Genomic DNA, 14,347 nt, shown 5'->3' with positions numbered 1-14,347 from the left:
TATTTCAAATATTTTTCTATTTTGTGAGATTTTTTTGAAAGATGTTTTTATAAAAAATCTCTTTAAGGGGATTACTCTACTTTTCTTTACATTTATCTTGTAATCTTTTATTATCCTTGATTTGTAAAAGAAAAGAGAATTTTATGATACAATGGTTATATCTTGTTTTAGGGGAAAGAAATGAAACGATTATTCCTATGTTTACTAGTTCTGGTCGGAATGACCGCCAGCAAGGTTGCAGCAGATGATTTCAACATTGCCGCTAAGAGTGCAATGGCTGTGGACGCTACTTCTGGAAAGATTCTCTACGAAAAAGATGCTAATACTCCAATCGAGGTCGGCTCTATCACCAATCTTTTGACCGTCTATCTGGTCTATGAAGCCATTGACAGAGGAGACCTGACTGCCGATACTTATGTTGATATTTCAGACTACGCCTACAATTTGACAGCTAATCCAAATATCAGTAATGTCCCTTTGGAAGCCAAACGTTACAAAGTCAAAGACTTGATTGCCGCTTCCTTGATGTCCAGCTCCAACAGTGCCACGATTGCCTTGGCTGAGAAGGTTGGGGGCAGCGAAGAAAATTTCGTCCAAATGATGAAGGCCAAGCTCAAAGAATGGGGTATCAAAGATGCTACTATTGTGAACTCCACAGGGCTGAATACTCTTCTTCTGGAATACGCAACTGAAGAAACAGAGTATAGCGCCTCAGCTAGCACATCTAAAAAAAGCAAGGACACTGAAAACAAATTCAGCGCCTACGACTTGGCTGTTATCAGCCGGCATCTGATTATGGACTTCCCTCAAGTGACAGACATCACGTCCAAGTCTACAGCCAAAATCGCGGGGACGAGTCTGGAAAATTATAACTTCATGCTGGAAAACCAGTCCAACTTCCGCTCAGGTGTAGACGGACTCAAAGCCGGCAGTTCGGATAAGGGAGGCTCTTCCTTTGTTGCGACGACTACTGAGAATGGCATCCGCATGATTACTGTTGTGCTGGACGTTGAGCAAACTGATGGCGACCCCTACGCACGCTTTGTAGCCACAGCATCTTTGATGAACTATGTTTCGCAAAACTTCACCCAGACGACTATTGTGGCTGAGGGGGAAGCTTACAATAAAAGCAAGTCAACCGTTATTGACGGCAAGCAAAAGACCGTGCCAGCCGTTGCCAGCAAGGATTTCACCATCATTGAGCGCATCGCCAATCAGGCTGAGCACAAGGTGGAATTTTCCACCAACGAAAAAGGCTTCCAAGCTCCGCTGAAAAAAAATACTGAGCTCGGAACCTTGACCTATACCGACCCTGAGCCAATCGGCCAAGGTTATCTGGAAAACAAAGCACCTTCTGTCACGATGGTGGCCGGCCAAGAAGTGGAAAAAAGCATTTTCTTCAAGGTCTGGTGGAATGACTTCGTCCGCTATGTCAACGAGAAACTATAAAGAAAAGCCGCGAATCAAATGATTCGCGGTTGTTTTGTATGTTTTGTAAATGTTGGACTAGAACTAGTAAACTTCTTTGAATATTAACTCGCAATGCGGTTCTTCAAGCAGTGATTTAAAATTTTATCCAACTGATCCTTCCATTTCATAGCTGATCAAGCGGTTCAGCTCAACAGCATACTCCATAGGCAGTTCTTTGGTGAAAGGCTCGACAAAGCCCATGACAATCATTTCAGTTGCTTCGGATTCAGACAAGCCACGGCTCATGAGATAGTAGAGTTGTTCTTCTGAAATCTTAGAAACCTTGGCCTCATGCTCTAAAGCTACTTGAGAGTTATGAATTTCATTAAAGGGAATGGTATCTGACGCCGAAATATCATCCATGATAATCGTATCGCACTCAATATGGCTGACGGATTTCTGTGAATTCTTTCCAAAGGTCACTTGACCACGGTAATCCACTTTACCTCCGCCCTTAGCAATGGACTTAGACACGATAGATGAGCTGGTATGCGGAGCATTGTGAATCATCTTAGCCCCTGTATCTTGGTGCTGATTGGTATTGGCAAAGGCAATGGAAAGCATGGTTCCACGCGCCCCAGGCCCATCCAGATAGACAGACGGATACTTCATAGTTGTTTTCGCACCAAGGTTTCCATCAATCCACTCAACCGTTGCATCTTTCATGGCCCGCGCCCGCTTGGTCACGAGGTTGTAGACATTATCTGACCAGTTTTGAATAGTGGTGTAGCGCATATAGGCACCATCGAGGGCAAAAATTTCAACAATCGCAGCATGCAAGCTATTGCTAGAATAAGTCGGAGCAGTACATCCCTCAACATAATGGACGCTAGCGCCCTCATCAACGATAATCAGTGTCCGCTCAAACTGACCAGAATTTTCATTGTTAATCCGGAAATAAGTCTGCAAGGGAACATCTACCTTGACACCTTTTGGCACATAGATGAAGGTACCACCAGACCAGACGGCGGAGTTTAGAGCTGCTAGCTTGTTATCTGTTGGAGGGACCAGCTTAGCAAAATACTGCTTGAAGAGCTCTGGATATTCCTTGAGAGCTGAGTCGGTATCCGTAAAGACAATCCCAAGCTTTTGGAACTCTTCCTTCATATTGTGGTAGACCACTTCTGATTCATACTGGGCCGCCGCACCAGCCAGGTATGCTCGCTCTGCTTCTGGGATCCCAATCTTCTCAAAGGTTTCCTTGATCTTCTCAGGCACTTCATCCCAGCTTCTAGCAGGCTTATCAGAGGCCTTTTGGTAATAAATCAAGTCGTCAAAATTAATTTCTGACAAATCCGGCCCCCAAGTCTGCATAGGCATCTTCTTGAAAGCCTCGTAGGATTTGAGGCGGAAATCCAGCATCCACTCTGGTTCATTCTTGGCTGCAGAAAGCTCACGAATGACCGCTTCATTCAGCCCTTTCCCTGTCGAGAGAACAGGTTCAACATCGTCATGGAAACCAAACTTGTACTCACCGAGATCAATCGGTTTTGGTTCTACTCTTTCTTCTGACATAATTTCCTTTCACATTCTTACTTTTTATCTTCTTCAATCGCTCGCTTGAGGGCATTCCAACCCAAGGTCGCACACTTAATCCGCTGCGGGAATTTGGCAACGCCTGCTAAAAAGGCGCCATCTCCCAATTCTTTCTGGCGACTGTCTTCTTGACCCTGAACCATCTGCGAGAAAACTTCTGCTAATTCCAGCGCCTGCTCTTTTGTCTTGCCCAGAACCGCATCTGTCATCATGCTGGCCGAAGCCGTTGAAATGGTACAGCCGGAATTCACAAAGGCAATATCCTCAATCTGATTTTCAGCATTAAACTTCACAGACAGGCTGATAACATCGCCACAAGTCGGGTTATTGAGGACTACCTGCTCCACATCTTCCAGTTTCCCATGGTGATGGGGGTGACCCGAGTGGTCAGTCACAACCGCCTTGTAAAGACTGTCTAACTTAGAAAGCGCCATTGAAAAACTCCTTTGTCTTTTCTAAAGCATCTACCAGCTTGTCACAATCCGCATAGGTATTGTAGATATAAAAGCTAGCCCGCACAGTCGCTGGCACCTGCAGATAGGTGAGCAGGGGCTGGGCACAATGGTGACCCGCCCGAACAGCCACTCCTTCGTAGTCCAGAGCCGTCGCGACATCATGCGGATGGAGACCATCCAGGTTAAAGGCAATCACGCCTGAGCGCTGGGCCAAATCCTGAGAGCCATAAATGGTCAAACCTTCCACTGCCTGTAGCTTAGGAAATACGTAGGCAATCAGGTCCTGCTCATGCTGGGCAATAGCATCCATACCCAAGTCTTCCAAATAATCAATGGCCGCCGCAAGACCGATTGCTCCTGCCATATTCGGAGTGCCGGCCTCAAACTTCCAAGGCAATTCCTTCCATGTCGCCTCCTGTTCATAGACAAAATCAATCATTTCGCCACCGAACTCGACTGGTGACATCTGCTCTAGCAATTCTTCCTTGCCATAGAGAACCCCGATGCCAGTTGGGCCTGCCATCTTATGTCCCGAAAAGGCGAAGAAGTCCGCATCCAAATCCTGCACATCAATCTTCATGTGCGGAATGGATTGAGCCCCATCCACCACCAAAAGCGCTCCTTGCTGATGAACCAGCTGGGCAATATCCTTGATGGGATTGATGACACCGAGGACATTAGAAGCATGAGCCAGAGAGACAAACTTGGTCCGCTCATTGAGCTTGGCACGGAAATCTCCCATATCCAGAGCACCGTCTTTGAGATAGACATAGACTAACTTGGCTTCAGTCTTCCTACAAGCTTCCTGCCAGGGAATGACATTAGAATGGTGCTCCATGATCGAAATCATCACTTCATCACCAGGCTGCAGCCTTTCAGCCGCAAACTGAGCCACCCAGTTAAGGCCCGTCGTAGTTCCTCGTGTAAAGAGAACCTCTCTGCTAGAAGCCGCATTGATAAAAGCACGAACTCTTTCTCGGGATGCTTCATAGGCTGCTGTCGCCCGCTCAGCTAGCGTATGCACACCGCGGTGGACATTAGCATTGTCTCTAAGATAGTAGTTCTCGATAGCCGCCAGCACCTGCTTGGGTTTCTGGGTTGTCGCCGCATTGTCCAAATAAACCAAAGGCTCATCATTGACAATTTGGTCCAAAATGGGAAAATCTTGCTTGATTGCTTCTGCATTAAACATGGACATGAAGACTCCTATCTACTTATACGGGACAAGGCCCAGCTTTTTATCTTTTTGCGAGAATAATATCGATATTTTCAATCATTTCATCACGGACTTCCTTAACAGGGATTTCCACAATCACTGAGCCCAAGAAGCCGCGCACGACCAAGCGTTCAGCCGTCGCCTTATCAAGCCCCCGACTCATGAGGTAATACATATCCTCTGGATCTACCTGACCGATAGAAGCTGCGTGACCAGCTGTCACATCGTTTTCATCAATCAAGAGGATTGGATTAGCATCTGAGCGCGCTTGATCAGACAGCATAAGAACCCGACTTTCCTGCTGGGCGTCTGCTCCCTTAGCCCCTTTGATAATATGACCGATACCATTGAAGGTCAGGGTTCCTTTTTCTAGGATGACCCCGTGCTGCAGGATATTTCCGATAGAGTTGCAGCCATAGTTAGTTACGCGGGTGTCAATCCCTTGAACCTGCTTACCGCTTGAGAGAGCTACCACCTTCATATCCGCATGGCTACCCTTGCCATAGAGGTCACTATCGAAGTCAGCCACGACATTGCCTTCGTTCATAACGCCGATAGCCCAGTCAATCATGGCATCATTATCCAGCTTGCCACGACGGCTGATATAAGCCGTTACATTTTCGCCCAAGCGATCAATAGCTGAAAACTTAATCTGAGCTCCAGCCTGAGCAATAACTTCGACAGTGATATTGGCTGTTACTGGAACAGAGCCCTCGCCGTAAGTTTCCAAGCGTTCCAAGTAGTTAACTTTGGAATGCTTGCCTGCGATAATCAAAATATGCTTGTTAAAAGGAACATCGCTTTCGCTGTCCTGATAAAAAATCCCTTCAATCGGCTGGTCAATCTCAACATTGTCCGGCACATAAAGAACTGCTCCGCTGTTGAAATAGGCCGTATGGTAAGCCGCTAATTTGTCCTCGTCATACTTGACTGCGGACATAAAATGCTTCTCTACCAGCTCTGGAATCTCTTCCAAAGCTGTGTGGAAATCTGTGAAGATCACACCTTGTGCTGCCAAATCAGCCGGCAATTGCTCCAGAACAGTATGAGTTCCCAACTGAACAAGCTTGAGATTGTCATCTAGGGCTGTAAAGTCTGGAACACTTGTCAGCGGCTCACTCTCTGAAATACGGCCGTCACCCAGATTCCAACGGTGAAATTTAACCCGCTCAATACGCGGCAATTCTAACTGGTCAATCTTATCAAAGGCCTGCTGGCGCAGTTGAAAGAGCCAATCTGGCTCTGCATGTAGCTGTGAAAATTCTTGAATCAATTCTTTAGTCATGTCATTCTCCTATCTTTTATCAAAGTCAAAAGAATGTTTGACTAGGCTTCTTCGGTATAGGTGAAGCCCAACTCTTCAGCCAATTTAGCATAGCCTTCTTTCTCCAAGCGGACTGCCAATTCTGGACCACCAGAAAGAACGACTTTACCATCCATCATGACATGAACCACATCTGGAGTGATATAGTTGAGCAGGCGTTGGTAGTGGGTGATAATCATAGCACCAAAGCCTTCACCGCGCATAGCATTAACCCCTTTGGACACAACCTTAAGAGCATCGATATCCAGACCTGAGTCAATCTCATCCAAGAGTGCAAAAGTCGGCTCAAGCATGAGCAACTGCAGGATTTCATTGCGCTTCTTTTCACCACCGGAGAAACCTTCATTAAGGTAACGCTCAGCCATTTCTTCTTTCATGTTGAGCAGTTCCATCTTTTCATCCAGCTTCATGATAAAGTCGCGGACAGAGATTTTTTCCTCTTCTTCCTTGCCAGCATTCATAGCTGCACGTAGAAACTCTGCATTAGTAATACCAGGAATTTCACTAGGGTACTGCATAGCCAGGAAGAGTCCCATGCGAGCACGCTCATCCACTTCCAATTCTAAGATATTGACTCCATCAAAAAGCACTTCTCCTTGAGTCACTTCGTAGTTAGGATTGCCCATAATTGCTGCAGACAAGGTGGACTTCCCTGTTCCATTTGGGCCCATGATGGCTGCAACCTCTCCTGTTTTCAGAGTGAGATTCACCCCTTTGAGAATTTTTTTTCCTTCGATTTCGACATGAAGATCTTTGATTTCTAAGATAGACATTTCTTTTTCCTTTCTTTGCTTAGCTGATTTACATACTTTAGTATACCAAAAAAAAGCCCAAAAGGCTTTTATTTTGTTTAGAGCTATTCTTATTTATTCCTCTTTTGACGCCATTTCCGCCGAACTTCCTCACGGTAGGAGGAGTTCCCAATAAAGCGGAGAATATTGAGCAAAGGAGTACGATTAGGCCCCAAAACTCCGACCAGCTCAGCAAAGAGCTCAACACCCAGAAGTAAGCCTATCATCAAGAGCACGCCACCAATTCGACTGGAAACATTCAACAAGAGAGAAATCATGGCAAAGACCAGCGAAATCCCATAGATAACCAGCACTGTTCCCCGGTGAGTCAATCCCAAGGACAAGAGCCTGTGATGGAGATGGTGCTTGTCAGGCGTGTAGAATTTCTGACCAGATAGAGTACGGCGGATAATCGCCAGAAAAGTATCCGTAATCGGCACTCCTAAGATAATCATAGGCGTCACCACCGCAACAGCCGTCGCATTTTTCAGCCCTTGCAAGGACAAGACAGCAATCATAAAGCCGATAAAGAGGGCCCCCGTATCACCAAGATAGATAATAGCTGGGTGGTAATTGTAAGGGAAAAAACCTGCAATTGACAAGACCAAGACGAAAATAGTCAAGGTCAGAAAGAGATTGTGCTGGGGCAAAAAGAAGTAAGAAACAATCCCCATCGTCACCAAGGAGATGATGGACACCCCACTCACCAGACCATCCAAACCGTCAATTAAATTAACCGCATTGGTAATAGAAATAATCCACACCACTGTCAAAATATAGGACAGCCACGGCTCAAAATGCAGGAAAGGTCCGCCAAAAGGAATCTTAAAATCATCCAATCGGAAATCAGTCAGCCACCAGATTAGACTGGCTGCTAGAACAATTCCACCCATTTTCAGCAGGGGCGACAGCTCTTTGATATCATCGACCAGCCCTGTAAAGGCAATAATCAAACCACCTAGAACGACCGGCCAAACATAATCAAAATAGGTCTGTCCAAAAAAATCTACAGCAACAATCTGCGGCATCAAGAGCAGAGTAGAGATAGAAAAGGCCGCTACAATCGCCAACCCGCCACTGCTAGGCATGGGCTTTTTATTGATACGGCGAGCATTGGGATAATCTACCGCACCAATCTTAAAGGCTAAGAGCCGAACCAAGGGCGTCAGAATCACCCCGATAAAAAAAGTTCCCAGCAATACCAAGATAAACTTTAACGGAAAAGTAATCATAGGCATTCAACCTTCTGCAGGCCGGAGACGGCATCTGTCACCAAAAGCAGATGACCGTGCTCCTGCAGCGCTGCCCGTGTGATATCTGAGTCATCTGCGAATTCACGCATCTTGGCCAAAAGCCAAGCTGGATAGCGCTCTGGGAAGCCCTCAACGTCCACCAAAATCGTCAAATAATAAGCTGAATCATACTTATAAAGTTCTGATAAGTCAATCTTATAGTCCACCGTCTGAGCAAAGGCCGCAGCAGCCTTAATATCTTCAAAGCGCAGGATATAGTATATATAGCGCTCTGCATTTTCTGCCGACTGCTCATCCGCCGCCTCCTGAGAAAGCTGCTCTCTTTCCTCTGCTTCGGCTGTTTCCAAAGATTGGACTGCTTCTATGTCTTCCTTACTCTTTTCAAAAATGCTCTTTTCCAGTGTCTTGAGGAATTCATCTGGAGACATATGAGACAGCTCATCCATGTCTGGCAGATCTGCCAAATCCTCAAAACTCAGATTCTTATCCAACTTAGACTTGGTAACAAACACATCCACCTTATCTGGCTTAGGCGTCACACGGAAGCTCAGCATACCGCTGTCCAAAAAATTATCCGGCATTTCCAACTCATCTAAGATAGTATAGAAAAACTCTTCCGTCTTTTCTTGAGGAACCAAGAAATCGGCCATTTCCATGCCACGCTCTTCCAAATCTTCCAGCTGAATCGTGATTTTTATGGTCGAATCACTAATCTGTTTCATTTCCATATCTCTACCTCATACACTTCTAGTCCTACTATTATACTAAAAAATCCCCCGTATTTCAAAAAATAGCTAGTATAGCTCTGAAAATGGAAGTTGCAAGAAAAAGCTCTCAGAAAATTCCGAGAGTTTCTTATTTCACTACATGAGAGAGTCAGGGAAACATTAAAATCGCCCCCTTTTATCCCATCAAAGCTTTGATTGCTGCATAAACCAGAAGCACGCCGCCTAGGCCAATCCGATATTTCCCAAAAATTGTAAAGTCATGCTTTTTGACGTAGTCTGTCAAGAAACGAATCACGACTAGACTGACACCGAAGGCAACCCCCATAGCAACTAAGAGCAAGAAGATTTGCCCAAATCCTAGACTATTCCCATTCTTGATAAACTTGAGAATTTTCCAGCCGCTAGCGCCAAACATAATGGGAATCCCTAGATAGAAAGTGAACTCTGTCACGACAGAACGGCTGACACCATTTAGGAGACCGCCGACAATGGTGGCACCAGAACGGCTAGTCCCAGGAAAGAGAGCTAGAACCTGAAAGAGACCAATTTGCAAGGCAGTCTTGTAAGGAAGAGAAGCTAAATCTGTCACAGCAGGCTCCTCATGCTCACGCCTTTCCAGATAGATAAAAGCCGCCCCATAGACAATCAGCATCACTGACACAGAGACCAGATTATAAAAATGCGCTTCAAACCAATCATCCAAGAATAAGCCGATAACAGCAGCCGGCAAGGCTGCCACGACGACCTTGGCCCAAAGCTGCCAGGTCTTTTGAACCTGACGTGCTGACTTGCCTGATTTAAAAGGGTTGAGCTTGTCAAAATAGATAACGACAACCGCCAAAATAGCTCCCAGCTGGATAACGACATTAAACATTTCCATAAAGGCTGGACTTTGATTCTTAAACTGGATAAAGTCTTGAATCAAAATCAGGTGGCCTGTACTAGAAATCGGCAGCCATTCTGTGATTCCTTCGATGATACCGAAAATAATAGAGATAAAAATTTCAATGATAAACATAGAATACTCCTGAAACAAGGGTCTACTCAAGGAAAGTCGCAATTAAATTCCCAAAGAGTATTAGGTCTTATTATATCACAATTTAAAGGCTAGGAAAAGCCAGTACTAAGACTTTTCTGGCTAGGAGGGAGCTTATCTATCAGAAAGCTCCACCGCCTCCACCGCCTCCGCCACCGGAGAACCCACCACCTGAACTTCCGCCAGAAGAGACAGAGAAATTGCTGGCTGTGGTCGCTACATGGCCGTAGTTTGAGAAACTGTGCATACTGCTATAGAAGGCATAGTGCAAGTTAGCCTGAACATAGCTGTCCATAGATGGATTTTGCAAGCGAATCTGACGCAGAGCCATGACACGGCTGACGCGATCTGCATAGCCAAAGAGGGTCGCATAGACCAAGAGACGGTTCCAAAGGATAATACCTTCAATTTCTGTATTGTCCAGATGGGCAATATCTCGCAGCATATTGGAAAAACTTCTCCACAGATAGTAATCATACGCGCCTTCGTCATTCAGGACACCATCTCGCCAATAAAGCTGCGCCTTACTAGCAAAAATGCAAATCATAACAAGTCCCACCAGTGCTAAGGGAATATATATCCAGATAAGACTTTCAAAAGCGGCCATATAGACAAACAAAACTCCAAGAGAGAACAACAAAACAGCACTAGCTAGAATGATGGCAGTAATCAGCAATCTCTTTTCCTGAACTTTCAGAGGCCGGTAGTGACCAAAGAGACCCAAACGCTTGCCTTCAGAGCGCACTTCTTTAGATAAGGAGCGCAGACTGTTAGTAAATAAGGACTTGATATTGCTACCAATGTTACGGATATAGGACTCATCCGCAGAAGACTTGTGCTTATAAATATCTTCTGAAATTTGATAGGCTGAAAAGAGATCTTTGACTTTTGCTTGGGATTGCTTGTTAAAAGCCATGCCCAGAAAACGTCTCTCAAAGTCTGCCAGCCCATCATAAGTCGCAATTTGCAGAACAGGATTTTCAGCATCTCCCTGCAGGAGGAGATTGCCCCTATCCAGCAGGTCTAACAAAGTCGCCTGAACCATGTTTTCAAAGTTCAGCACTGCCTTGCCGCCCCTAGTCGGATCGACATCCTCCATGTCTACTGCGTAAATATTTTCCGCCAAGACAAGGGGAGCCAAGTCCTGAGGAGCTTCGTATAGACGGGCATTCTGGGGATAAGACTGCTTAGGCTTGATCTTCTTAGCAAAGACAAAATAAAGAATAGCCGCTGCAAGGATGGCACATAGGAGCAGCAAGGGTATATAAATTTCTCCTAGCTGCCGGTAAAAGATCGTCTTGCGGGCAATTTTTTCTTCTTGAGCTTTAAAAGTTGGCAAGTAGTCACTCTCGTCTTCGTTCTGGGACACAAGAGAGACCGCTTGTCGATCCCAATAGCCGTGGAGCTCGACATTATCGCCCGAGCCAATTCCATTGAGTTTGACCAGATAGTCGGTGCCATCCTTATCCACGAAAGGCTGGGTTCCAAAGTAGCCACTATGAGCAAAAAGCTCGCTCTTATCTGGATTGCTCAAGCCAGAAACTGTCAAAACGACTTCTCCTATCCCCTGGTCCCAGTCGCTGATAGGAGTCCAGTTGAGCTCAGCAATATCTTTGTGAAGAAAAAGGAGATTTCTCAGCTGCCAAGTCACAGTAACAACAACTCTGTCACCGTCGTTTCCGGAATTATAGATTTTGACTTCATAGCCATCTCCCAAGTCTCTGACTTGGGGGTTAATGTCCATATCTGGCTCACCATTTGTCAGAACCGAGACCGTCGGATTCCCATCAATGGCAAAGCCATTAGGCATCTTTCCAGCAGAGCCCAGCGAAACAATCTGACCATTATAGTCGTCATTAAACTTGTAGGTCACTTTCTCTGTGTAGGTAGCTGTATTGTCCTCACGCAAGGCCAGATCGCCTTGATAGGATTCAATATCATAGTCAACAGCCGAGACAACCCGACCAAAACAAAGGCAGGAAAATAAAACTAACAGGAGATAAAAATATCGTTTCATACTCAACCTCTCTTTACAGATATTTTGTTCTATTATATCATTTTTATCAAGTAAGGGCTTACTAGGATTGAAAAGAACCGCAATTTTCGATAGAATAGGAAGAACTATTATTAGATAAGCAGGAGAAACCCATGAAGAAATTATTACTCACTTTATTTACAGCCCTCCTGGTCACCTTAGGAACGGTCCATGTTATTCAGGCCGATGACTATCTGAGAATCGGTATGGAAGCAGCCTACGCGCCGTTCAACTGGACTCAGGATGACGATTCCAACGGTGCTGTAAAAATCGAAGGAACCAACCAATATGCCAACGGATACGATGTGCAGATTGCCAAAAAAATTGCTCAAGAGATGGGCAAGGAACCTCTGGTTGTCAAAACTTCCTGGAATGGCTTAATTCCTGCTCTGACCTCCGGAAAAATTGACATGATTATTGCGGGGATGAGTCCAACTGCCGAGCGGAAAAAGGAAATTGCCTTTTCCAACAGTTACTACACCAGCGAACCAGTTCTCCTAGTTCGTAAAGATGGAAAATATGCATCTGCTAAGACTCTAGAAGACTTCAAAGACGCTAAAGTCACTTCCCAGCAAGGAGTTTATCTCTACAATCTTATTGACCAGCTGCCTGGTGCCAAAAAAGAAACAGCTATGGGCGATTTTGCTCAGATGCGTCAAGCCTTGGAATCCGGCGTTATTGATGGCTATATCTCTGAGCGGCCAGAAGCCTTGACTGCCGAGACTGCCAACTCCAACTTCAAAATGATTCAGTTTGAGAAAGGCTTTGAGGTCGGAGAAGAAGATGCTTCCATTGCCATTGGGATGCGCAAGGATGACAATCGTATCGAGCAAGCCAATGCAGCAATCGCTAAGATTACTACCAATGACCAAGTCAAGCTGATGGATGAGATGATTCAGAAACAGCCTGTTGATACGGATAGTGAAACAACGAATGAATCATTCTTCAGTCAAGTTGCTAAGATTCTGGCTGAAAACTGGCCTCAATTCCTACGCGGAGCTGGGTTGACCTTGCTTATTTCGATAACAGGAACCATTGCAGGCCTCATCATCGGACTGCTGATTGGCGTTTATCGGACGGCACCAGCTTCTAAGAATAAACTCCTAGCATCACTGCAAAAAATCTTCGGCTGGTTCTTAAATATCTATATTGAGATTTTCCGTGGAACTCCCATGATTGTTCAGTCCATGGTTATCTACTACGGAACAGCCCAGGCTTTCGGAATCTCTATCGACCGAACTATCGCGGCCATTTTCATCGTCTCCATCAACACCGGAGCTTATATGAGTGAGATTGTCCGCGGTGGTATCTTTGCCGTTGATAAGGGGCAATTCGAGGCCGCAACAGCACTGGGTATGACCCACGGCCAGACTATGCGCAAGATTGTTCTGCCTCAGGTCGTCCGCAATATTCTGCCTGCAACTGGTAACGAATTTGTTATCAATATCAAGGATACATCCGTGTTGAACGTTATCTCGGTAGTTGAGCTTTATTTCTCTGGAAATACCATCGCTACCCAGACCTACCAGTACTTCCAAACCTTTACCATCATCGCTGTAATCTACTTTGTCCTGACATTCAGCGTGACACGCATCCTTCGCTATGTTGAAAAACGCTTCGACACAGACAACTACACGACAGGTGCCAATCAAATGCAGACAGGAGAAGTAAAATCATGACAGAAACTATTCTAGAAATTAAAAACCTCAAAAAGTCCTACGGTGAAAACCAAGTCCTCAAGGACATCTCCCTCACTGTTCATAAAGGAGAAGTGATTTCCATCATCGGCAGTTCCGGTAGCGGAAAGTCAACCTTCCTGCGCTCCATTAACCTTCTGGAAACACCAACTGGCGGACAGATTTTCTATCGCGGCAAGAATGTCCTGGACGAGAATTACGACTTGACCCATTACCGTGAAAAGCTGGGCATGGTCTTTCAGTCTTTCAATCTCTTTGAAAATCTTAATGTCCTGGAAAATACCATCGTTGCTCAGACAACGGTCCTGAAAAAAGAACGGTCAGAAGCTGAGAAAATTGCCAAAGAAAACCTCAACAAGGTTGGAATGGGCGAGCAATACTGGCAGGCCAAGCCTAAGCAACTCTCAGGCGGTCAGAAGCAGCGGGTCGCTATTGCCCGCGCCCTCTCTATGAATCCTGATGCTATCCTCTTTGACGAGCCGACTTCAGCCCTCGACCCTGAAATGGTTGGTGAAGTTCTGAAAATCATGAAAGAACTGGCTCAGGAAGGGCTGACTATGATAGTCGTAACCCACGAAATGGAATTTGCCCGTGATGTCTCCAGCCGTGTTATCTTTATGGACAAGGGCGTCATCGCTGAAGCTGGCAGCCCGCAGGATATCTTCACCAATCCCAAAGAAGAAAGAACCAAAGAATTCCTGCAACGTTTCCTCAGCTAAACTATTTATTTTCAAAATCAAAAAAGGAATCTGGAACTAAGTCCAGATTCCTTTTTTGATTTAATGAGCAATATCAGTTGCACGATT

The 14,347-nt window shown here is 45.4% G+C and carries 12 protein-coding genes; 3 read left to right on the top strand and 9 right to left on the bottom strand.

The window, feature by feature from the left end; translation table 11 throughout:
• Nucleotides 1–180 precede the first annotated feature (180 nt).
• Nucleotides 181–1,449: a D-alanyl-D-alanine carboxypeptidase PBP3 gene (pbp3, locus tag J1C77_RS02390; RefSeq protein WP_002922233.1), complete on the top strand. Its 1,269-nt coding sequence runs from the start codon at nt 181–183 to the stop codon at nt 1,447–1,449.
• A 123-nt stretch (nt 1,450–1,572) separates the two neighbouring features.
• On the opposite strand, the gene sufB is transcribed toward pbp3, so the two are convergent.
• The 9 genes from sufB to J1C77_RS02345 form a co-directional block, all read right to left on the bottom strand.
• Complete coding sequence (gene sufB / locus J1C77_RS02385; protein WP_002922234.1) at nt 1,573–2,985, bottom strand: Fe-S cluster assembly protein SufB; 1,413 nt, start codon at nt 2,983–2,985, stop codon at nt 1,573–1,575.
• A 17-nt stretch (nt 2,986–3,002) separates the two neighbouring features.
• Nucleotides 3,003–3,440, bottom strand: a complete 438-nt coding sequence (gene sufU / locus J1C77_RS02380; protein ID WP_002905277.1) for a Fe-S cluster assembly sulfur transfer protein SufU — start codon at nt 3,438–3,440, stop codon at nt 3,003–3,005.
• Nucleotides 3,427–4,659 carry a cysteine desulfurase gene (locus J1C77_RS02375; RefSeq protein ID WP_002922235.1) on the bottom strand — a complete coding sequence of 411 codons (1,233 nt, stop codon included), beginning with the start codon at nt 4,657–4,659 and terminating at the stop codon, nt 3,427–3,429. Before J1C77_RS02375 ends, sufU begins: the two co-directional genes overlap by 14 nt.
• A gap of 40 nt (nt 4,660–4,699) precedes the next feature.
• Nucleotides 4,700–5,962, bottom strand: a complete 1,263-nt coding sequence (sufD, locus tag J1C77_RS02370; RefSeq protein WP_002922236.1) for a Fe-S cluster assembly protein SufD — start codon at nt 5,960–5,962, stop codon at nt 4,700–4,702.
• A gap of 41 nt (nt 5,963–6,003) precedes the next feature.
• The gene (gene sufC / locus J1C77_RS02365; protein ID WP_002922237.1) at nt 6,004–6,774 is read right to left on the bottom strand and encodes a Fe-S cluster assembly ATPase SufC; all 771 of its coding nucleotides are present in this window, start codon (nt 6,772–6,774) and stop codon (nt 6,004–6,006) included.
• A gap of 89 nt (nt 6,775–6,863) precedes the next feature.
• Entirely contained in the window at nt 6,864–8,030 is a 1,167-nt protein-coding gene (locus J1C77_RS02360) for a glycosyltransferase family 4 protein (RefSeq protein WP_002893637.1), read from the bottom strand.
• Nucleotides 8,021–8,773, bottom strand: coding sequence for an adaptor protein MecA (gene mecA, locus J1C77_RS02355; RefSeq protein WP_002922238.1), 753 nt, complete (start codon nt 8,771–8,773; stop codon nt 8,021–8,023). The genes J1C77_RS02360 and mecA overlap by 10 nt, the downstream gene beginning before the upstream one ends.
• A gap of 175 nt (nt 8,774–8,948) precedes the next feature.
• On the bottom strand, nt 8,949–9,791 hold the full coding sequence (locus tag J1C77_RS02350; RefSeq protein ID WP_002922240.1) for an undecaprenyl-diphosphate phosphatase: 843 nt from the start codon (nt 9,789–9,791) through the stop codon (nt 8,949–8,951).
• A 139-nt stretch (nt 9,792–9,930) separates the two neighbouring features.
• The gene (locus J1C77_RS02345) at nt 9,931–11,826 is read right to left on the bottom strand and encodes a DUF2207 domain-containing protein (protein WP_002922242.1); all 1,896 of its coding nucleotides are present in this window, start codon (nt 11,824–11,826) and stop codon (nt 9,931–9,933) included.
• 131 nt (nt 11,827–11,957) lie between these two features.
• On the opposite strand from J1C77_RS02345, the gene J1C77_RS02340 reads away from it, so the two are divergent.
• Both J1C77_RS02340 and J1C77_RS02335 read left to right on the top strand, forming a co-directional pair.
• Nucleotides 11,958–13,523 (top strand): ABC transporter substrate-binding protein/permease, encoded by a 1,566-nt coding sequence (locus tag J1C77_RS02340; RefSeq protein ID WP_002922245.1) that lies wholly within the window; start codon nt 11,958–11,960, stop codon nt 13,521–13,523.
• The gene (locus J1C77_RS02335; protein WP_002893646.1) at nt 13,520–14,260 is read left to right on the top strand and encodes an amino acid ABC transporter ATP-binding protein; all 741 of its coding nucleotides are present in this window, start codon (nt 13,520–13,522) and stop codon (nt 14,258–14,260) included. The genes J1C77_RS02340 and J1C77_RS02335 overlap by 4 nt, the downstream gene beginning before the upstream one ends.
• Nucleotides 14,261–14,347 lie beyond the last annotated feature (87 nt).

It is taken from the genome of Streptococcus sanguinis, assembly GCF_050223295.1.
Taxonomy (GTDB): Bacteria; Bacillota; Bacilli; order Lactobacillales; family Streptococcaceae; genus Streptococcus; species Streptococcus sanguinis_X.
This window is presented reverse-complemented; position numbering and strand designations above follow the sequence as displayed.